Origin of the sequence: Brachybacterium sp. GCM10030268 (genome assembly GCF_042666305.1) — a bacterium.
Taxonomy (GTDB): domain Bacteria; phylum Actinomycetota; class Actinomycetes; order Actinomycetales; family Dermabacteraceae; genus Brachybacterium.
On sequence record NZ_JBHTCW010000001.1, the window covers coordinates 479,812 to 498,003 of the forward strand.

The 18,192-nt window shown below is 71.3% G+C and carries 17 protein-coding genes; 4 read left to right on the forward strand and 13 right to left on the reverse strand.

From position 1 onward, the window contains the following. Positions 1-24: 24 nt before the first annotated feature. Together ACFQRD_RS02200 and ACFQRD_RS02205 are read right to left on the reverse strand one after the other, a co-directional pair. Positions 25-453 carry a DUF3817 domain-containing protein gene (locus ACFQRD_RS02200; RefSeq protein ID WP_377016314.1) on the reverse strand — a complete coding sequence of 143 codons (429 nt, stop codon included), beginning with the start codon at positions 451-453 and terminating at the stop codon, positions 25-27. A 3-nt stretch (positions 454-456) separates the two neighbouring features. Next, positions 457-1,344: an SURF1 family protein gene (locus ACFQRD_RS02205; protein ID WP_377803415.1), complete on the reverse strand. Its 888-nt coding sequence runs from the start codon at positions 1,342-1,344 to the stop codon at positions 457-459. A 131-nt stretch (positions 1,345-1,475) separates the two neighbouring features. Between ACFQRD_RS02205 and pta the strand changes: the two genes are divergently transcribed. From pta to ACFQRD_RS02220, 3 genes are all read left to right on the forward strand, one after another. Continuing rightward, positions 1,476-3,587 (forward strand): phosphate acetyltransferase, encoded by a 2,112-nt coding sequence (gene pta / locus ACFQRD_RS02210; protein ID WP_377803416.1) that lies wholly within the window; start codon positions 1,476-1,478, stop codon positions 3,585-3,587. Then, on the forward strand, positions 3,584-4,933 hold the full coding sequence (locus ACFQRD_RS02215; RefSeq protein WP_377803417.1) for an acetate kinase: 1,350 nt from the start codon (positions 3,584-3,586) through the stop codon (positions 4,931-4,933). The genes pta and ACFQRD_RS02215 overlap by 4 nt, the downstream gene beginning before the upstream one ends. Before the next feature lie 109 nt (positions 4,934-5,042). Beyond that, entirely contained in the window at positions 5,043-5,621 is a 579-nt protein-coding gene (locus ACFQRD_RS02220) for a hypothetical protein (protein WP_377803418.1), read from the forward strand. 197 nt (positions 5,622-5,818) lie between these two features. On the opposite strand, the gene ACFQRD_RS02225 is transcribed toward ACFQRD_RS02220, so the two are convergent. Both ACFQRD_RS02225 and ACFQRD_RS02230 read right to left on the reverse strand, forming a co-directional pair. Beyond that, positions 5,819-6,928: a GuaB3 family IMP dehydrogenase-related protein gene (locus ACFQRD_RS02225; protein ID WP_377016305.1), complete on the reverse strand. Its 1,110-nt coding sequence runs from the start codon at positions 6,926-6,928 to the stop codon at positions 5,819-5,821. 26 nt (positions 6,929-6,954) lie between these two features. Continuing rightward, complete coding sequence (locus tag ACFQRD_RS02230) at positions 6,955-8,028, reverse strand: hypothetical protein (protein WP_377803419.1); 1,074 nt, start codon at positions 8,026-8,028, stop codon at positions 6,955-6,957. Positions 8,029-8,094: 66 nt separating this feature from the next. Between ACFQRD_RS02230 and ACFQRD_RS02235 the strand changes: the two genes are divergently transcribed. Next, positions 8,095-8,613, forward strand: coding sequence for a hypothetical protein (locus ACFQRD_RS02235; RefSeq protein WP_377803420.1), 519 nt, complete (start codon positions 8,095-8,097; stop codon positions 8,611-8,613). 60 nt (positions 8,614-8,673) lie between these two features. Here the strand turns inward: ACFQRD_RS02235 and ACFQRD_RS02240 are convergent, their stop codons facing one another. The 9 genes from ACFQRD_RS02240 to ACFQRD_RS02280 form a co-directional block, all read right to left on the reverse strand. After that, on the reverse strand, positions 8,674-9,381 hold the full coding sequence (locus ACFQRD_RS02240; RefSeq protein WP_377793355.1) for an exonuclease domain-containing protein: 708 nt from the start codon (positions 9,379-9,381) through the stop codon (positions 8,674-8,676). 177 nt (positions 9,382-9,558) lie between these two features. Next, positions 9,559-11,058, reverse strand: a complete 1,500-nt coding sequence (guaB, locus tag ACFQRD_RS02245; protein WP_377016295.1) for an IMP dehydrogenase — start codon at positions 11,056-11,058, stop codon at positions 9,559-9,561. A gap of 229 nt (positions 11,059-11,287) precedes the next feature. Further along, entirely contained in the window at positions 11,288-12,127 is an 840-nt protein-coding gene (locus ACFQRD_RS02250; protein ID WP_377793356.1) for a hypothetical protein, read from the reverse strand. A gap of 35 nt (positions 12,128-12,162) precedes the next feature. Beyond that, a complete protein-coding gene (locus ACFQRD_RS02255) occupies positions 12,163-13,158 on the reverse strand; it encodes a pseudouridine synthase (protein WP_377803421.1) in 996 nt (331 codons plus the stop codon). A gap of 164 nt (positions 13,159-13,322) precedes the next feature. Next, positions 13,323-14,024 carry a hypothetical protein gene (locus ACFQRD_RS02260; RefSeq protein WP_377803422.1) on the reverse strand — a complete coding sequence of 234 codons (702 nt, stop codon included), beginning with the start codon at positions 14,022-14,024 and terminating at the stop codon, positions 13,323-13,325. A gap of 212 nt (positions 14,025-14,236) precedes the next feature. Next, entirely contained in the window at positions 14,237-15,823 is a 1,587-nt protein-coding gene (gene groL / locus ACFQRD_RS02265) for a chaperonin GroEL (RefSeq protein WP_377016287.1), read from the reverse strand. A gap of 22 nt (positions 15,824-15,845) precedes the next feature. Then, the gene (gene groES / locus ACFQRD_RS02270) at positions 15,846-16,142 is read right to left on the reverse strand and encodes a co-chaperone GroES (protein WP_377016285.1); all 297 of its coding nucleotides are present in this window, start codon (positions 16,140-16,142) and stop codon (positions 15,846-15,848) included. 265 nt (positions 16,143-16,407) lie between these two features. Next, positions 16,408-17,271, reverse strand: a complete 864-nt coding sequence (locus ACFQRD_RS02275; RefSeq protein ID WP_377803423.1) for a metallophosphoesterase family protein — start codon at positions 17,269-17,271, stop codon at positions 16,408-16,410. 205 nt (positions 17,272-17,476) lie between these two features. Next, positions 17,477-18,184, reverse strand: a complete 708-nt coding sequence (locus tag ACFQRD_RS02280) for a hypothetical protein (RefSeq protein WP_377803424.1) — start codon at positions 18,182-18,184, stop codon at positions 17,477-17,479. Positions 18,185-18,192 lie beyond the last annotated feature (8 nt).

An 18,192-nucleotide genomic window follows, 5' to 3' on the forward strand; every position in this document is an offset into this window, starting at 1 on the left:
TTCTCCACCTGCAGCCACGGTGGCTCAGGCCGTGCTGGACCGGCCACCGCGGCCGGCGCCGTCCTCGTCCTGCAGCGTCGGCCGCTGGGCGAGGTCGGTCTCCACGGCCTGGTGGGTCCAGCGCTCCCCGAAGAAGGACAGCACGGGGACGACCCCGAAGAACATCAGCAGCAGCATGCGCGGCAGTGCCCATCGCATCTTCAGCCACAGGTCGAAGCCGAGGATCACGTAGACCATGTAGATCAGGCCGTGGATCGGGGACCACACCTCGGAGATCTGGTCCCAGGTGGCCGAGGTGGAGGAGAACCAGGTCTCCCCGCCGAAGACGACGTAGCGCATCGTCATGATGCCCACCAGCACGAGCAGGGCGACGCCCTCCACGATGGAGGCCACGCGGAAGCGGGCGAAGGAGGTCCTGATGGCGACTTCGTCGAGAGGCCGGGGGGTGGGCACGGGTCACACGTCCTTGTCGGGGGTCGGGCTGGTCTGCGCGGTGGCAGTCGGTGAGGAGGCAGAGGCGGCGGTGGCCGGTTCGGGTGAGGATGCGTCGGGAGCCGTCTCGCCGGGGGCGCGGGCCAGCCGGTCCTGCATCGCCTCGCGCCGCTCCGCGAGCTCGTCGAGGTAGGCGGTGCGCACCGAGCGCCACCAGAGGTAGAGGAAGAAACCGCCGAACAGTATCCACTGCGCGGCGTAGCCGAGGTTCTGCCAGTCCAGGCCACGGCTGAAGGCGGATTCGGCCGCCGGCATCGGGTGCAGCGCGTCGGCCTCGGAGACCTGGGCGAGGTAGCCCGAGTACATCGGGGATCCCCACTCGTTGACCAGCAGCGGGGTCGCGATCGCGTCGGTGAGACCGCCGGAGACGCCGTCGGCCGCGGGTTCGCTGGCCTCCAGGCGCCCGCGGACGGTGACCTCGCCGGTCGGCACGGGCGGGGCGAGCGCGGGGTCCGGCTCGCCGTCCGTCCCGGTGACCGCGTCGGACTCGATCCAGCCGCGGGCCACCGGCAGACGGGCCTCGGTGCCGTCGTCGAGCCGGACGTGCAGGGCGGCGACGACGATCACGGCGTCCGTCCCGTCGATCCGGCGGTCGGGCACCAGCACCTGCTCGTCAGGGGCGTACTGGCCGGTGGCGGTGACGAAGTCGCCGACGATCTCGTTGGTGACCGCGTCGCCCACGCCGAGCACATCCTGGATCTGACCCAGCTCCGCGGGGCCGTCCGCCCGGTCCGTGATCGCGCGGTGCGCCCTGTCCCACTGCCAGGAGGCGAGCAGTCCGCACACGAGCGTGGCCACCACCATCAGGGCGAGCAGCCCGAGGTAGCGGGGTCGAAGGGCGGTGCGGAGCATGGGCCCATGGTAGGAGCGGCGACTGGGAGCACCGCTGGGACGGGTGCTGGTCCTCACACCTGTGCAGCCCGCGGTGGCCGGCGGGACCGAGCGCCTCCCCGGCCGCGGCCTGGCCGCCGTACGCTGTGGGCGTGCCGCACAGTGTGTATATCGCCAGCCCGGAGGGAATGACCGGCAAGTCGATGGTGGCTTTCGGTCTGCTCGAGACCCTCGCCTCCCGTTCCGACCGCGTCGGGGTCTACCGCCCCGTCGTCAAGGCCGACCACAGCCGCGACTACGCGGTCGACCTGCTGACCAGCCATCCCGCCGTCGACCAGGCCTACGAGGATGCTGTCGGCGTCGACCACCAGCTGCTGCTGTCGGACCCGGACGCCGCCCACGAGCGGATCCTGGGCCGGTACCGCGAGCTCGCCGAGCGCTACTCCATGCTGGTCGTCCTCGGCTCGGACTACGACGACCTCGCCAACCCCACCGAGCTCGCCTTCAACGCCGAGGTCGCGGCGAACATGGGTGCCCCGGTGGTGGTCGTCGTCTCGGGCCTGGACCGCAGCCCGGACCAGATCGCCGCATTGGCCGCGGTCTCCGTCGGCGAGTTCTCCGGCCACCACGCCGCCCCGATCGCCGTGGTCGTCAACCGCGCCGAGGCGGACTCGCTGGACGCCGTCCAGGCCGCGGTGAGCGCCAAGGTCGACGGCGCCCTGGTCGCCGTGATCCCCGAGAGCCCGGTGATCATGGCGCCGACGGTCCAGCAGGTCAAGGACGCCGTGAGCGGGACGCTCCTGCAGGGCAGCAGCGAGTGGCTGGACCGGGTCGCGATCGGCACCGTGGTCGCTGCGATGAGCCTGCCCAACGTGCTCAGCCGCCTCAGCGAGAACTGCACCGTGATCGCCCCCGGAGACCGGTTCGACCTGCTGCCGGGACTGGTGATGGCCCAGCAGTCCGGCACCTTCCCGTCCCTGTCCTCCATCGTCCTGACCGGCGGCTACGACGTGCCCGAGGAGGTCCAGCGGCTGATCTCCGGGGTCCGGCAGGACCTGCCGATCATCGCCACGGACCTCTCGACCTTCGACACCGCCGTCCGGGTGGCGCGGACCCGGGGCCGGCTCTCGGCCGGCAGCGCCCAGAAGGTCGACGCCGCCCGCCGCGCCGTCGCCGAGCACCTGCCCACCTCACAGCTGCTGGCCGCGCTCGAGGTCAACCGCAGCGAGGTCATCACCCCGATGATGTTCGAGTTCGAGCTGCTGGCCCGCGCCCGCGGCCGGAAGAAGACGATCGTGCTGCCCGAGGGCGACGAACCGCGCATCATCGCCGCCGCCGAGTCGATCCTCGCCCGCGGCGTGGCGGACCTGATCCTGCTGGGCGAGGAGAACCAGATCCGGGCGAAGGCCTCCCAGCTCGGTCACGACATCTCCGAGGCCCGGATCGTCTCCCCGCAGGACGAGGACCATCTCCAGCGCTACGCCGCCGAGTACGCCCGGCTGCGCGCGAAGAAGGGCGTCACCCTCGAGCAGGCCCGGGAGAAGATCCAGGACGTCTCCTACTTCGGCACCATGATGGTCCAGCTCGGGGAGGCCGACGGGATGGTCTCCGGCGCGGTGCACTCCACCGCCCACACGATCCGCCCGTCGTTCGAGATCATCAAGACCAAGCCCGGCGCCCAGATCGTCTCCTCCGTGTTCCTCATGGCGCTGGAGGACCGGGTGCTCGTCTACGGCGACTGCGCCGTGAACCCGGACCCGACGGCCGAGCAGCTGGCCGACATCGCGGCGCAGTCGGCCGCCACCGCGGAGCAGTTCGGCATCGCCCCGCGCGTGGCGATGCTGTCCTACTCCACCGGGACCTCCGGTTCCGGGGCCGACGTCGACAAGGTGCGCGAGGCGACCGAGCTGGTCCGCAGCGCGAACCCGCAGCTGGATGTCGAGGGCCCGATCCAGTACGACGCCGCGGTCGATGCCTCCGTCGCCAAGACGAAGCTGCCGGACTCCTCGGTCGCGGGGCGGGCGACGGTGTTCGTCTTCCCGGACCTCAACACCGGCAACAACACGTACAAGGCCGTCCAGCGCTCGGCGGGGGCGATCGCCATCGGCCCGGTGCTGCAGGGGCTGAACAAGCCGGTCAACGACCTCTCCCGCGGCGCGCTGGTCGACGACATCATCAATACCGTCGTCATCACCGCCATCCAGGCCCAGGCGGCCGACGCCGAGGCCGCCTCCACTCCGAGCATCTCGAAGGACGACGCATGAGCTCGCAGCCCTCCCCCGCCGACGGCACCTCCGGGACCGACGCCACCTCGGGTGCCGACGCCTCCGGGCCCGGAGCCACCTCCGGCGCCGGAGCCTCCGACGCGGCCGAGGCGTCCACGCCGCTGCCCGCGGCGGACACCTCGACCGTGCTGGTCGTGAACTCCGGATCGTCCTCGCTGAAGTTCCAGCTGCTGGACCCGGTCAGCGAGACGGTGTTCGCCTCCGGCCTGGTCGAGCGGATCGGCCAGGACGATGCCAGCGCCCGCCTGAGCGTCGGCGACGCCTACGCCCCGTACAACGGGGAGGTCTCCGACCACGTCGCGGCGATGAAACTGGTCAGCCGACTGTTCGAGGACGCCGGGCTGTCCCTGGCCGATGCCCACGTGGTCGCCGTCGGCCACCGGGTGGTCCAGGGCGGTGCGCGGTTCTCCGAGCCCACGCTGATCGACTCGTGGGTCCGCGACCAGATCGCCGATCTCGGCAAGCTCGCGCCGCTGCACAATCCGGCGGCCGTGGACGGCATCGACGCGGCGCGCGCCCTGCTGCCGGACATCCCCCACGTGGCGGTGTTCGACACTGCATTCTTCACCCAGCTGCCGGAGGCCTCGCGCACCTACGCGCTGAACAAGTCCATCGCCGCCGAGTACCGGATCCGCCGCTACGGCGCCCACGGCACCAGCCACCGGTACGTCTCCCAGCAGGTGGCCTCGATGCTCGCCGCCGAGGGCGCGGACACCTCACAGCTGCGCCAGATCGTGCTGCACCTGGGCAACGGCGCCTCCGCCTCCGCAGTCCGCGGCGGGCGCCCGATCGACACCTCCATGGGGCTGACGCCGCTGGAGGGCCTGGTGATGGGTACCCGCACGGGCGATATCGACCCCAGCGTGTACGCCCACCTGCACCGCAGCGCCGGCATGAGCGTCGATGAGATCGACACGGTGCTCAACAAGCAATCCGGCATGCAGGGCCTCAGCGGCATGAGCGACTTCCGGGACATCACCGCCGCCATCGACAACGGCGACCAGGACGCGGAACTGGCCATGCAGGTCTACGTCCACCGGCTGCGCAAGTACATCGGCTCCTACGCGTTCGCCCTCGGCGGCCTGGACGCGATCACCTTCACCGCCGGGATCGGCGAGAACGTGCCCCAGGTGCGCGAGCGCGCCCTGGCCGGCCTCGAGGGCTTCGGGATCGTGCTCAATACCCGGCGCAACGCCGAGCGCTCGAAGGACGCGCGCGTCATCTCCGCCGACGACTCCGCGGTGCGGGTGCTCGTGGTACCGACCGACGAGGAGCTCGCCATCGCCCAGCAGTCCCTGGAGCTGGCCCGCTCGCGCAAGGGCTGAACCTCCGGCGGGGTTCCGGCGAGCTCGACCCCCTTTGTGGACGGGCGCCGAGAGGCGGCCGGGCCACCGTAGGCTGGGCACGCCCGTCGCCTCCCGTCCCAGGAGAACCATGGCCTACCAGAGCCCCTACGGCGCCCCGTACCAGTCCTCGTACGGATACGTGCCGCCGCCGAAGAAGCGCGGCATGAAGCGGATCGTGTTCGGGATCCTGGGGATCGTCGCGAACCTCATCGGTCTGGTGGTGATGCCGATCATCGCAGGATTCGTCGCAGCGGTGATCGCCGGGATGGGGCTGCTGGAGTCGGAGCCGCTCGACCCGAACGGCGGGACCATCAGCACCTCGTCGATGAACGCCTACATGATCGCAGTGCCGGTCGACGAGGTCGACCAGGTCACCTGCGACTTCACCGGCTCGGACGGCGAGGAGGTCAACGTCGAGCCCCAGGCGGACACCGACCTCACCACGACGGTCGACGGCGTCGAGTACCAGTCGATCTACCAGATCAACACCTTCGGCGGGCAGGACGTCACCGTGGACTGCCAGGGTGCGAGCTCGGCGGCCTACTCCGAGATGGGGCTGACCGGGGTCTTCGTGAGCATCGGCATCGGGCTGCTGCTGCCGGTCGTGCTGGGCATCGCGGCGCTCATCCTGCTGATCTGGGGCATCGTCGCCCGCGTACGCTCCTGATCCACGGGCCGGGACACACCGGCCCGCGAGATCCGTGACCCGGTGGGTATGACTGCCGAGTTCCCCTGCTTTCGCAGATCCCGCGCCAGGACGCCCGCGGCGCGCTGGGGCCTCGCCGTGGTGCGGCGCGCGCTGGGGCCTCGCCGTGGTGCGGCGCGCGCTGGGGGCTCGGGCCGGCGCGGCGGGGTCCGAGCGCCTCAGGCCGTGGTGACGACCTCGACGCGCTGGAACTCCTTGAGGTCGAGGTAGCCGGTGGTGGCCATCGCGTGGCGCAGAGCGCCGACGAGGTTGGTGGTGCCATCGGCTCCGTTGGAGGGCCCGAACAGGATCTGCTCGAGGGACCCGGCGGTGCCGACCTCGACGCGGTGACCGCGGGTCAGGGTCGGGTGGTGGGCCTCCGAGCCCCAGTGGTGACCGCCGCCGGGGGCCTCCTCGGCGCGAGCGAGCGCCGCACCGACCATGAGGCCGTCGGAGCCGCAGGCGATCGCCTTGATCAGGTCACCGGAGCGGCCCAGGCCGCCGTCGGCGATGACATGCACGTAGCGGCCACCGGATTCGTCCATGTAGTCGCGGCGGGCGGCGGCGACGTCGGCCACCGCACTGGCGAGCGGGACGGAGATGCCGAGGGTCTCCTCGGTGGTCTGGGAGGCGCCGCCGCCGAAGCCGACGAGGACTCCTGCCGCGCCGGTGCGCATCAGGTGCAGCGCGGCGGTGTAGGTCGCGCAGCCGCCGACGATGACGGGCACGTCGAGCTCGTAGATGAAGCGCTTGAGGTTCAGGGGTTCGCGCCCGGTCGAGACGTGCTCGGCCGAGACGGTGGTGCCGCGGATGAAGAACAGGTCCACCCCGGCATCGACCACTGTCTTCCAGTGCTCCTGCGTGCGCTGCGGGGACAGTGCCCCGGCGGCGGTGACGCCCGCGTCGCGCAGCTGCTGGATGCGGTCACGGATCAGCTCGGGCTTGACCGGCTCCTGGTAGATCGAGCGCATCACGTTCACCACCTCGTCGCCCGAGGCGGCAGCGACCTGCGCGAACTGCGCCGAGGGATCCTCGTAGCGGGTCCACAGGCCCTCGAGGTCGAGCACGCCGAGCCCGCCGAGCCGGCCGAGCTGGATCGCAGTCTCCGGGGACATCAGCGAGTCCATCGGGGCGGCGAAGATCGGGATGTCGAAGTGGTAGGCGTCGACCTGCCACGCCGTGGAGACGTCCTCCGGGTCCCGGGTGCGTCGGGAGGGGACCACCGCCACGTCGTCGAAGCTGTAGCTGCGCCGTCCCCGCTTGTTGCGGCCGATCTCGATCTCGCTCATCACGCAGGGAGTCTACCGGCGACGAGCTATGTCCCGTCCGGCCTTCTCGTGGAGGCGGCTGCCGCGATGAGGCCGGCCACCACCAGGAGCAGGCCGATCCCGGTCAGGGTCGGGACGAGGAAGGTGTTCACCGACTCGAACGCACGGACCGCACCCAGGTCCGCGTACAGGGACAGCCGCGACTGGAACCAGACGAACATCCCGCCGAAGATCTCCTGGACGAGCACCCTGATCAGCAGCGCGCCGAGCAGGAAGCCACCACCCGCGCGGGCGAGGCGCGAGGGCGACCCCAGTGCCATGCCGCCGCCGATGCCGGCGAGGACCATGCCGAGCAGTGCCACGATGGTCACGGTGGCGGTAGCGGGCCACCCCGTGAAGAACAGCCCCGCCCATCCGTAGCTCCACCAGCTCACCCCCGACATCAGCACCCGCACCAGGGCGACGGCGGATTCGCCCAGCAGAACCAGCGCGCCCGTGATCGCGACGACCCCGGAGGCGACGGACGCGCGGACGGTCGGGGCACGGCGGGGCGCAGTCAGCAGCAGCACGCAGGAGAGCAGGCCGGCCACCAGGCCGGTTCCGGAGGCCAGGACCAGCACCCCTGCCACCATGGCGAAGAAACTGTTGTCGAAAGTCATCGAGGCGTACCGGCTGAGAACCGCCGCGGGGATGGTGAGCACCAGCGGTGCCACCACCGCGATGATCGCCGCGGCGCCGCCCACCCGGGCGCGGCCGCGGGAGAGTCCCAGCGCCATCGCGCCGCCCACGATCGCCAGTACGCTCAGTGCCATCCAGGCAGCAGTCTGCGCCACGTCGATGGCGATCGCCGGCGGCGATGCCAGCGACCGGCGCAGGACGATGGTGGCGCCGGCAAGGTCGTTGACCGTGAACCTGCCGGTGCCCAACAGCCGCTGAACCATGTCGCCGCCGTGCAGCAGGCCGAGAAGTCCGGCGGCGATCCCCGTGATGATCGTGCTGGTGGTGAGCACGGACGAGGGCCGCCGCGAGGCCCCGGCCGCTTCGGCGGAGACGGCTGCACCCGGCCCGGCCCCCTCGGCAGGTGCGGCGTCACCGCCGTGGAATGCATCGCGGGGTTCCATGGCACTCACCCTAGAGGCGCTCTACGGGCGGCGCACCCCGACACCTCCCCGGGATACCGTGGTCCGATGACCTCGGAGGACGGACGCCGCGAGCGGGGACCTTCCCTGCTGTGGCCCTGGGCGGTCACCGGCGTGGGCGTGGCGCTGATGGCTCTCGAGGTCATTCGACTCGTCCAGACGGAGCCGGCCGCCGGGGACGCCCGGCCGATGAGCGGACTGGTCCTGGCCAGCGCGCTGGCACTGGGAGGGTTCTCGCTGACCCGGCTGCTGCAGCTGATGAGGTTCGCCGCCTCCCGACGTGGAACCGCGAACTCCGCGGCCGCCGGCAGAGCCGCCCGTGGTCTCCCGGAGGTGCCATGGCAGCTGACCGATGCGCACGCCATGCATGCGGTGTGGGTCATCGGCGTCGGCGCATCCGTCGCCCTCATGGGCGTACTGGGTCTGTGGTCCGCGCTGGATGGCAGGCCCTCCGGCCTCGAGCCCGGGTGGCCGCTGCTGGTGCTCGGTGCCGTGGTGGCCGGGCTGGCACGGGCGGCATCGTGGCGCACCACGGCGATGTGGAAGGACTCCGCCGACGGGCTCTGACGGGTCAAGGCAGGTCAGTGCGCTCTTCTCGCAGCGTCACCCGGCGCAGGCGCGCTCGGCTCACAGCGGCCAGGTGAGGCTGACGTCGGGCGTGCGGCCCTTCTTCTGGAGAAACTGGTTGAAGTTCTCCGCCCACGAACGGTGCCAGGCGATCTGTTCGCGGTGGAGATCGGCCAGGGTCGATGCGGCCAGCTGCCGGTGGGCCGTGACGAGGGCGCGCAGCACGTCCAGGGTGGCGGAGACGTCGACGTCGGCCGTGTGCAGCTGCCCGTCCTGCTCGATGCCGTAGTGGGCGAGCAGGTCGGTCAGGGTGCGCTTGCCCTTGCGGTACCGGTCCACTCCCCGGTCCACCACCAGGGGGTCCAGCACCGGGGCGATGTCGTGGCCGAGGCGGGCGGCGAGCGTGGGCAGGCCGAGCCGGGTCAGTTCGTTCTCGAGGATGGCCAGGTCGAAGCTGCCGTTGAAGGCGACCAGGGGCACGTCCTTGCCGAGGGCCTCCGCGATCATCGTGGCCACTTCGTCCAGTGCCGCGGCGGCGGCCATGCCGTGCGCGCGGGCGTGCTCGGTGCTGATGCCGTGGACGCGCTGCGCGGGTTCGGGGATGTCCATCTCGGGGTCGATGAGCCAGGTCGCGATGGTCTCGTTCTCCCGGCCGGGGCCGACCGAGTGCACCAGCGCCACGGTGACGATCCGGTCGGAGGTCACGTTCGTGCCGGTGGTCTCGGTGTCGAATCCGAGCAGGGGGAGGTCGATCCAGGTGGAGGGCATGCACTCAGGCTATCGGCCGCGGCTGACGGCCGGTCCCTGCGCGGGCGGCAGTGGACGAGGGCGTGTTGGGGAGGACCCGTGCCGTGCGCTCGATGGCGTGTGCGGGATCAGCGGGACGTGCGGAGTCAGACAGGTGCGGGCCCAGCGGCACGTGTGCTCACAGAGCGACGCGCGGCCTCAGTGCGACGTGTAGTTGGGAGCTTCCATGATCGCGGCCATGTCGTGCGGGTGGGATTCCTTCAGACCGGCCGAGGTGATGCGCACGAACTGGCCGTTCTCCTTGAGCTCGGCCACGGTGTTCGCGCCGACGTAGAACATCGACTGGTGCAGCCCGCCGACGAGCTGATGGATGACCGTGCCGAGCTGGCCGCGATAGGCGACGCGGCCCTCGATGCCCTCGGGAACGATGTTGTCGTCGCTGGAGACGTCGGCCTGGAAGTAGCGGTCCTTGGAGAAGGACTGCTTGCCGCGGGAGGCCATGGCCCCGAGCGAGCCCATGCCGCGGTAGGACTTGTACTGCTTGCCGCCGACGAGGACGACCTCGCCCGGGGACTCCTCGGTTCCGGCCAGCAGCGAGCCGACCATGACGGTGTCGGCCCCGGCGACCAGGGCCTTGGCGATGTCACCGGAGTACTGCAGGCCGCCGTCGCCGATCAGCGGCACGCCCGCGGGCCCGCAGGCCTTGGAAGCTTCGTGGATGGCGGTGATCTGGGGGACGCCGACGCCGGCGACCACGCGCGTGGTGCAGATGGAACCGGGTCCGACGCCGACCTTGACCGCGTCGGCCCCGGCATCGACGAGGGCCTGCGCGCCGGCGCGGGTGGCGACGTTGCCGCCGATGACCTGGACGCCGGCGAAGGCGGGGTCGTTCTTGATGCGCCGGATCATGTCCAGGGCGAGACGGGCGTGGCCGTTGGCGGTGTCGACGACCAGCACGTCGGCCCCCGCATCGCGCAGCGCGCCGGCGCGCTCGAGGGAGTCACCGAAGAAGCCGACGCCCGCGCCGACCAGGAGGCGCCCCTGGGAATCCTTGGAGGCGTCGGGGAACTGCTCGGACTTCACGAAGTCCTTCACGGTGATCAGCCCGCGCAGCACGCCGTCGGCGTCGACCAGCGGCAGTCGCTCTCGCTTGTTCTTGCGCAGCAGGGCGGTGGCCTGCTCGGGGGTGACGTCCTCGGGCGCGGTGAACAGCTCGGTAGTCATGACGTCGCGGACCTTGGTGCGGGCCCACTCGGCGACGGGGATGAAGCGCAGGTCGCGGTTGGTGCAGATGCCCAGCAGGTGCTCGGTCTCGTCGACCACGGGCAGGCCGGAGACGCGGTACTGGCCGCAGACCGCGTCGAAGTCCTCCAGGGTGGCTTCGGGGCCGATGGTCACCGGGTTGGTGATGCGACCGGTCTGGGTACGCTTGACCAGATCGACCTGGTGGGCCTGGTCCTCGATGGAGAGGTTGCGGTGCAGGATGCCGATGCCGCCGTGGCGAGCCATGGCGATCGCCATCCGGGACTCGGTGACGGTGTCCATCGCGGCGCTGGCCAGCGGCACCCGCAGGGTGATCTCCCGGGTCAGCCGACTTGAGGTGTCTGCCTCGGAGGGGATCACATCGGTCTCCCCCGGCAGCAGCAGGACGTCGTCGTAGGTCAGGCCGATGAAACCGAAGGGATCCGCGCTCGTCATGGCCCGATCGTAGCCGCGCGGGCCCGGCCCGTGCAGTCCTGCTCGCCACACCTGCCCTCACAGGCCGCCTCCTGACCTGCGAGAACGCCATGGGTGGCCACCATCACCCCGCGCAGGGCGAGAACATTGCCCTGGGCAGGGCGGGAAACGGCCGCGGCAGCTGCGCGGATGAGTGTCGCATCACCCCGGAAGAGCCTCGCGCGCCGGACCTCGCCCGGCCCGAGGATCGCTACGGCCGGGGGTCGCCCTCGCGCGGCGGCTCTTTGCCCCCGAGCACGCGGCGGACGCGGTCGAACTCCTCCTGGAACGCGGCCTCGTCATGCGCGTACTCGTCCTTCCACGGCATGCCGAGTCGATCGGCGAGCTCCCGGTGGGCAGCCGCTCTGCGCACGCGACGATTCTCCGCCACGAGCTCGGCGCGGGACGGGGCGGGGCGGAGTCCCGCGGCGGCCTGCAGCGCACGCAGCCCGTCGAAGGAGGCGCTGTCCCAGCCGATCTCGGGGACGATCCACTGGCGCACCGGAGTCTCGCCGTCGGCCGTCTCGCGGTCGCGGACGGCGCCCTGGGTTCGCACCGCGCCCTGGGCTCGTGCCGCACCCTGGGTGCGCACCGGGCCGCTCCCCCGCGTCCCGGCGCCCCTGATTCCGATCACGGCGATGCTGCCCCGCTCGGCCTCGCCGACGGCATGGTCGACGTCCCTCAGGTCGGCTCGATCGATGGTGCGCAGACCGCGGCGCAGAAGGAGGGTGCCCGCGCGCTCGTCCAGATGCACGACCCGGTGGGTCAGCAGCATCGGCACCAGCGCCCACAGCGCGAACAGCGCCCACAGCAGCACGGCGCCGAGCAGCAACTGGACCCACGCAGGTGCCAGGAGATCCGCCAGCGCCGAGTCATGACCATCGGTGAGCTGCGCGCGACGCCACTGCTGCAGCGCGGCCCCGGCGAACGGTGCCAGCAGCACGGAGACCAGCGGCAGCCCGATCAGCGCGCCCGGCACGTAGCGGGCACGCAGGCTGGGGCCGACGAGGACGGCACCGCCGCGGGTGCGCCGGGGGCTGGGGGGTTGCACCGCCCCAGCGTAGGCGGTGGCACGGCGAGTCGAGCTCACCCGGGACCGCCGAGCTCCTGCCGGCTCGTCCAGCTCCGGTCCTCGCCCGTGACCGGGTCGGTGAAGGCCAGCGTGCGGGCGAGCAGCTGCAGCGGCTGCCGGGTCGGCTCCTCGACATGGTGATTCCGCGCCGGAGCGTCCCCGCCGTCGGGGTTCGTGCTGTAGAGGGTGTCGCCGAGGATCGGGGCGCCGCGCGCGGCGAGCTGGGCCCGCAGCTGGTGGGTGCGCCCGGTGCGCGGCCGGAGTCGCAGCAGGAGGACGTCGTCGGGTTCGACGGCGATGACCTCGAGCTCGGTCTCCGCGTTCGGCACCCCGTCGACCGTCCGGGCGCGCAGCTCTCCCCGCGGCTTCTCCAGCCGGTCGCGGAGGATCGCTCGATGCCCCGGGCGGGCGGCACCCTCACCGGCCGGACCAGCCGGACCAGCCGGACCAGCCGGACCAGCCGGACCGGTCAGCTCAGCGATTCGCTCGCCGGGCGGGCCCGAGCGGGAGATGCGCACGCGCGCCAGGTATTCCTTGTCCGCCTCGCCGCGTGCGAACAGCTGCTGGTACGCGGACCGCTCCTCGGGCCGGATCCCGAAGGCAAGGACCCCGGCCGTGGGCCGGTCCAGGCGGTGCAGCGGCGTCAGCGTGGTCAGCCCGGTGAGACGGCGCAGCCGCACGAGCGCGCTGGCGAGGATGTGGGTGCCCCGCGGCATGGTCGCCATACCGTGGGGCTTGTCCAGCACCAGTAGATGTTCGTCGCGATGGAGGATGTCGAGTTCGATCTCGGGCACGTCCTCGGTGCGCAGCTCACGGTGGAACCACAGCTCGTCCCCGGGGCCGACAAGATCCGCGGCGACCCAGGGACGTCCGTCGGCGTCGACGATGTCGCCCCGTGCGAATCGCTCCGCCAGAGGCGTCGCCTCCTCATCGGTCAGTGCCGGGTACCGCTCCCGCAGGGCCTCCAGCGCGGGAGTCTCGACCGCATCCCGCGGTACCTGCCACCGCACGGCGTCCAGTCCGTCCCGCTGAGGCAGGGGCGCCGGCCTGGCACGGGCGCGTCGCCGAGCGGCGCGCCCCGGCTGGTCTGGCCGGTGCAGCAGCTGCCGACCCCGGCCGCCGTCGTCTCGTCCCGTCACGTCGGCCCTCGCACCGTCGGCGGCCGACCCGCCGCTCACAGTCCCCACACGGCGAAGGTCAGCACGTTGTGGAAGACGTAGATGAGCATCAGCAGAACCAGGATCAGGTTGGGGTGACGGTCGCTGAATCGCATGGCCTGCGGCACCTGCCGGCGCAGCTCAGCGGTGGTGATCGCCTCGATGTGGTCGACGTGGGCGCCCGCCTCCTGGGCGCGGCGCAGCGTCATCTCCTGGGCTCGGGGGCCGAAGAAGCGGCTGGAGACGGCGAGGATCCGCCGGCCCTCGGGGTCCAGGACGTACACGCCGTCGTAGGCGGTCTCGGAGGCGTCCAGCATCTCGGTGGGCCCGAGTCCGCGCTCGATGTCGCGCACCGCGATCACCTGGCCCACCTCGTCCCACCGGGCCTGCCGGGTGCGGCGACCCAGGCCGCGCAGCTGGAACCCCTCGGCATCGATCTGCAGCCAGGCGGTCAGCACGCGCAGGCAGCCGACGGCCGCCGTGGCCGCGATCAGCACCCACAGCAGCAAGGGCGCGGTGAACACCGGATCGCGCATCATCTGGGGGTCGTTCCACAGCCGCTGGCCGACGAAGCTGATGATCACGAGGAACTCGAGGACCACGACGAACACGAAGCCCGCCACCAGCGTGCCGATCACGACGGCGGCCGGAGGCCCGTAGGTGCGGGTCGGGCGGTCGTCGTCCGTCGCCCGCGCGACGTCCTCGGAGCTGCGGGTCATCACTTCTCCTCCGGGGGCGGGTCGTCTGTGGCTCGCTCATCTTAGGCCTGCCGGAGCCGCTTCGGAGCACGTATCGGTGCTGGTCCGGCCTGCTGATCCGGACCCGTTGGGTCGAGGATGCTGCCCGGGGGACGAGAACGGGCGGGCAGCCCGGGGTGTCCCCGTTCTGCCCGCCCGTCGGCCGAGTGGATGACCGTCAGGTCAGTCCTGGATCACTCGTCCTCGTCGTCCTGCTTCTCGATGACGAGCGTCTCGGTGGTCAGGACCATGCCCGCGATGGACGCCGCGTTGCGTAGCGCCGAGCGGGTGACCTTGACCGGGTCGATGATGCCCGCGGCCACGAGGTCGACGTACTCGCCGGTCGCGGCGTTCAGGCCGTGTCCGACCTGAGCCTCCTTGACCCGCTCGACGACGACGTAGCCCTCGAAGCCGGCGTTCTCGGCGATCCAGCGCAGCGGCTCGACCACCGCGCGGGTGACGGCGCGCGCGCCGACAGCCTCGTCGCCGGTCAGGCCGAGGTCGCTCTCGAGAGCCGCGGCGGCCTGGACGATGGCGCTGCCGCCACCGGCCACGATGCCCTGCTCGATGGCCGCACGCGTCGCGGAGACCGCGTCCTCGATGCGCATCTTCTTCTCCTTGAGCTCGACCTCGGTGTGAGCGCCGACCTTGATCACGGACACGCCACCGGCGAGCTTCGCGAGGCGCTCCTGGAGCTTCTCGCGATCCCAGTCGGAGTCGGTGTTCTCGATCTCGGAGCGAATCTGCCCGACACGATCGGCCACGGCCTGCTCGTCACCGGCGCCGCCCACGATCGTGGTGGAGTCCTTGGTGACGACCACGCGACCGGCCTGACCGAGCACCTCGGTGCCGACGGTCTTGAGGTCCAGGCCGAGGTCGGAGGTGACCACCTGGGCGCCGGTGAGCACCGCGATGTCCTGCAGCATCGCCTTGCGGCGATCGCCGAACGCGGGAGCCTTGACGGCCGCACCCTTGAAGGTGCCGCGGATCTTGTTGACGACCAGCGTGGACAGGGCCTCGCCGTCGACGTCCTCCGCGATGATGAACAGCGGCTTGCCGCCCTCGACGATCTTCTCCAGCAGCGGCAGCAGATCCGCCACCGCCGAGATCTTGCTCTGGACGAGCAGGACGTGGGCATCCTCGAGGACGGTCTCCTGGCGATCCGCGTCGGTGACGAAGTGCGGGGAGATGTAGCCCTTGTCGAACTGCATGCCCTCGGTGAAGTCCAGCTCCATCGCGGTGGTCGAGGACTCCTCGACCGTGATGACGCCGTCCTTGCCGACCTTGTCGAACGCCTCGGCGAGCAGCTCGCCGATCTCGCGGTCCTGGCTGGAGACCGAGGCGACGTTCGCGATCTGCTCCTTGCCCTCGACCTCGATGGCGATGTCGCCGAGCTTCTCGGAGAGCGCCTCGGCGGCCTTCTCGATGCCGCGCTTCAGGGCGGCCGGAGCCGCGCCGGAGGCGACGTTGCGCAGGCCCTCGTGCACGAGCGCCTGGGCCAGGACCGTGGCGGTGGTGGTGCCGTCACCGGCCACGTCGTTGGTCTTGGTCGCGACCTCCTTGGTGAGCTGAGCGCCGAGGTTCTCGTAGGGATCCTCGAGCTCGATCTCACGGGCGATGGTCACGCCGTCATTGGTGATGGTGGGCGCGCCCCACTTCTTGTCCAGAACCACGTTGCGGCCCTTGGGGCCGAGCGTGACCTTGACGGTGTTGGCGAGCTTGTCGACACCGCGCTCGAGGGCGCGACGCGCTTCCTCGTCGTAGATGATCTCTTTTGCCATGAGTTTCCAGGCCTCAGTTCACTCAGTTGTCGATGATGGCGAGGATGTCACGGGCGCCGAGGACCAGGTACTCCTCGTTGCCGTACTTCAGCTCCGTGCCGCCGTACTTCGAGAAGACGACCTTGTCGCCCTCCTTGACGTCCATGGGCACGCGCTCGCCCTTGTCGTTGAAACGACCGGCGCCGACGGCGACGACCTCGCCCTCCTGGGGCTTCTCCTTCGCGGTGTCCGGAATGACCAGACCGGAAGCGGTGGTCTGCTCGGCTTCGAGCGGCTTGACGACGACGCGATCCTCGAGGGGCTTGATGGAGACCGACATGGCGGCTCACTCCTTCATGAAGAGATGACTCTGTGAGTTCGGGGTTCCAGGGACCTCGATCCCGGTCGTCGTCGCGGTGCCGACCGGGGAAGATTCCTGACTGACAGTCTCTGGCACTCTCGGCCTTCGACTGCCAACGACGCCAACTCTAGGACCGAGCTGGCACTCGTGCAAGGCGAGTGCTAAACCGGGGCCGTCCCGGGCACGGCGGGTGCCTCGCCGACGGGTTCTCCGGGGCGACACCGGAGGGGCCTCGCGGACGGGCTCACCGGCCGGCGGCCTCCAGGATCGCCGCGACCTGTTCCGGCCCCATGTCGTAGACCGGCACGCTCATGTCGGCCAGCGTGTCTCCGGCATTGGGGAACACGGAGGTGACCACCCGCGGCGCGTCCGTCGGGGCCTCCCCCAGCTCGACGATGCTCATCCCCGACTGCGCCAGCGACTGCTCGTGATCCCCGGCGGTGACCGGGTCGACCACGTTGGTGATGCCCGGGACCACGTGCACGGGGATCCCCGCGATCGCAGCGGTCATCTCGTGGTGGTAGTGGCCCGAGAGCACGATCCGCACGTCGGAGCCCGCCAGCACGCTCGCCAGCTGGTCGAGGCCGTCGAGGTCCAGGCCCAGCAGCAGCGTGGTGGCGGCGACCAGCGGCGGATGGTGGATCGCGAGCACGGTGCCGCCCTGCGCGGGCTCGGCGAGGACGCCGCGCAGCCACTGGAGCTGCTCGTCCTCCAGATGCCCGTACCCCGCGCCGGGGATGCTGGAATCCAGCACCACGATGCGGGCCCCGTTCTCCGGGCGGACGACGCGATCCTGGCTGGTCGCGCCCCGGTCACCAGGGGCGATGGTCTCGCCGTACGCGACGGAGACGTCGTGGTTGCCCATGGCCACGACGAGGGGAGCGCCCAGGGCGGCGGCGAAGGGATCGAGGATCTCGTGCAGCAGTCGGTAGCTGGCCGGGGTGCCGTCCTCGGAGGCGTCTCCGGTGTGGACGACTGCGTCGATGCCGGTCAGCCCCTGGCAGCGGGAGAGCAGTCCGTGCAGGGCGGCGGTGGTGTCGATGCGGTCGTAGTGGCGAGCGGCCGGGTCGCCGTAGAGGTGGGTGTCGCTGAGGTGGAGGATGCGCATGGAGGCACGGTAGCCACCGCGGGTGACGGGCAGGTGAAGAGGGGCGGACGGAGCGGCCGGTCGGGCGGGGCGACCTCAGGTGCGGGCGAATTGGAGCCACCATGTGCACCGATAGCGCTATATAGGGGCCAGCTGTGCACATGCTGGCTCCAATCCTGAGCCGGCCCGGCCCGCCTGCCGGCCCGGTTCGCGCGGCCGGTCGGGATCAGCCGCGGGTTCCGGTGCTGTCGGCGGTGCCAGTCACGTCGGTGAGCCCGGGGTTGCGGCGGATCATGTACAGCCCGATGCGGACCAGGATTCCCAGCACGAACCGGTTGCGGGTCTTGGTCACCGGGCGCAGCGTCGCCGGCGGCACGCGGCGCAGCACGTCCACGATGCGCGGGACCTCGCCGCGGCGGGGCGGGGCCACGGCGGTGCGCCAGGGATGGCGCTCCTGCACCCAGTCGACGTAGCCGCGCAGTGTGGCTCCGTCGGCGCCGCGCCAGGATCCGGATTCGTACAGGTCCTCGAGATCGGTGAGGCCGGCCTGGAGGGCGGCGCGGTCGTATCCGGCGAGCTCGGGGCGGATCTCGTGCTCATCGAGCGCGGCGAGGGTCTCGCGCGCGAGGGGCATGCCGAGCCGGTAGGCGCGGTCGAGGTCGTTCTCGAAACGCGCCCGCACCTCCGGTGGCGTCGCGGCGGAGGTCCCGACGCCCGGCCGCTCGGCGGCGGGCGGCGGCTCCTCCTCGAGCGAGAGATCCGGGTACTGCCGCCCGACGCGCCGGATCTCCTGCCACAGGGCGTCCAGCTCGGGCAGCCGGCTCACCGTCTCCGGGCGGACGCCGAGGGCCAGCAGCACCTCCTGCACAGGCTCGTGCGGGGGACTTTCGTTGTCACGACGCCGGTTGCTCCCGGGCGCGGATGGCTGGGACACGTGGTGGC

Coding starts and splice junctions, on each gene's coding strand:
- ACFQRD_RS02205 (WP_377803415.1), bottom strand. CDS start 1,344: ATGCTCCGCACCGCCCTTCGACCCCGCTACCTCGGGCTGCTCGCCCTG.
- ACFQRD_RS02215 (WP_377803417.1), top strand. CDS start 3,584: ATGAGCTCGCAGCCCTCCCCCGCCGACGGCACCTCCGGGACCGACGCC.
- ACFQRD_RS02220 (WP_377803418.1), top strand. CDS start 5,043: ATGGCCTACCAGAGCCCCTACGGCGCCCCGTACCAGTCCTCGTACGGA.
- ACFQRD_RS02225 (WP_377016305.1), bottom strand. CDS start 6,928: ATGAGCGAGATCGAGATCGGCCGCAACAAGCGGGGACGGCGCAGCTAC.
- ACFQRD_RS02230 (WP_377803419.1), bottom strand. CDS start 8,028: ATGGAACCCCGCGATGCATTCCACGGCGGTGACGCCGCACCTGCCGAG.
- ACFQRD_RS02235 (WP_377803420.1), top strand. CDS start 8,095: ATGACCTCGGAGGACGGACGCCGCGAGCGGGGACCTTCCCTGCTGTGG.
- ACFQRD_RS02240 (WP_377793355.1), bottom strand. CDS start 9,381: ATGCCCTCCACCTGGATCGACCTCCCCCTGCTCGGATTCGACACCGAG.
- guaB (WP_377016295.1), bottom strand. CDS start 11,058: ATGACGAGCGCGGATCCCTTCGGTTTCATCGGCCTGACCTACGACGAC.
- ACFQRD_RS02260 (WP_377803422.1), bottom strand. CDS start 14,024: ATGACCCGCAGCTCCGAGGACGTCGCGCGGGCGACGGACGACGACCGC.
- groL (WP_377016287.1), bottom strand. CDS start 15,823: ATGGCAAAAGAGATCATCTACGACGAGGAAGCGCGTCGCGCCCTCGAG.
- groES (WP_377016285.1), bottom strand. CDS start 16,142: ATGTCGGTCTCCATCAAGCCCCTCGAGGATCGCGTCGTCGTCAAGCCG.
- ACFQRD_RS02275 (WP_377803423.1), bottom strand. CDS start 17,271: ATGCGCATCCTCCACCTCAGCGACACCCACCTCTACGGCGACCCGGCC.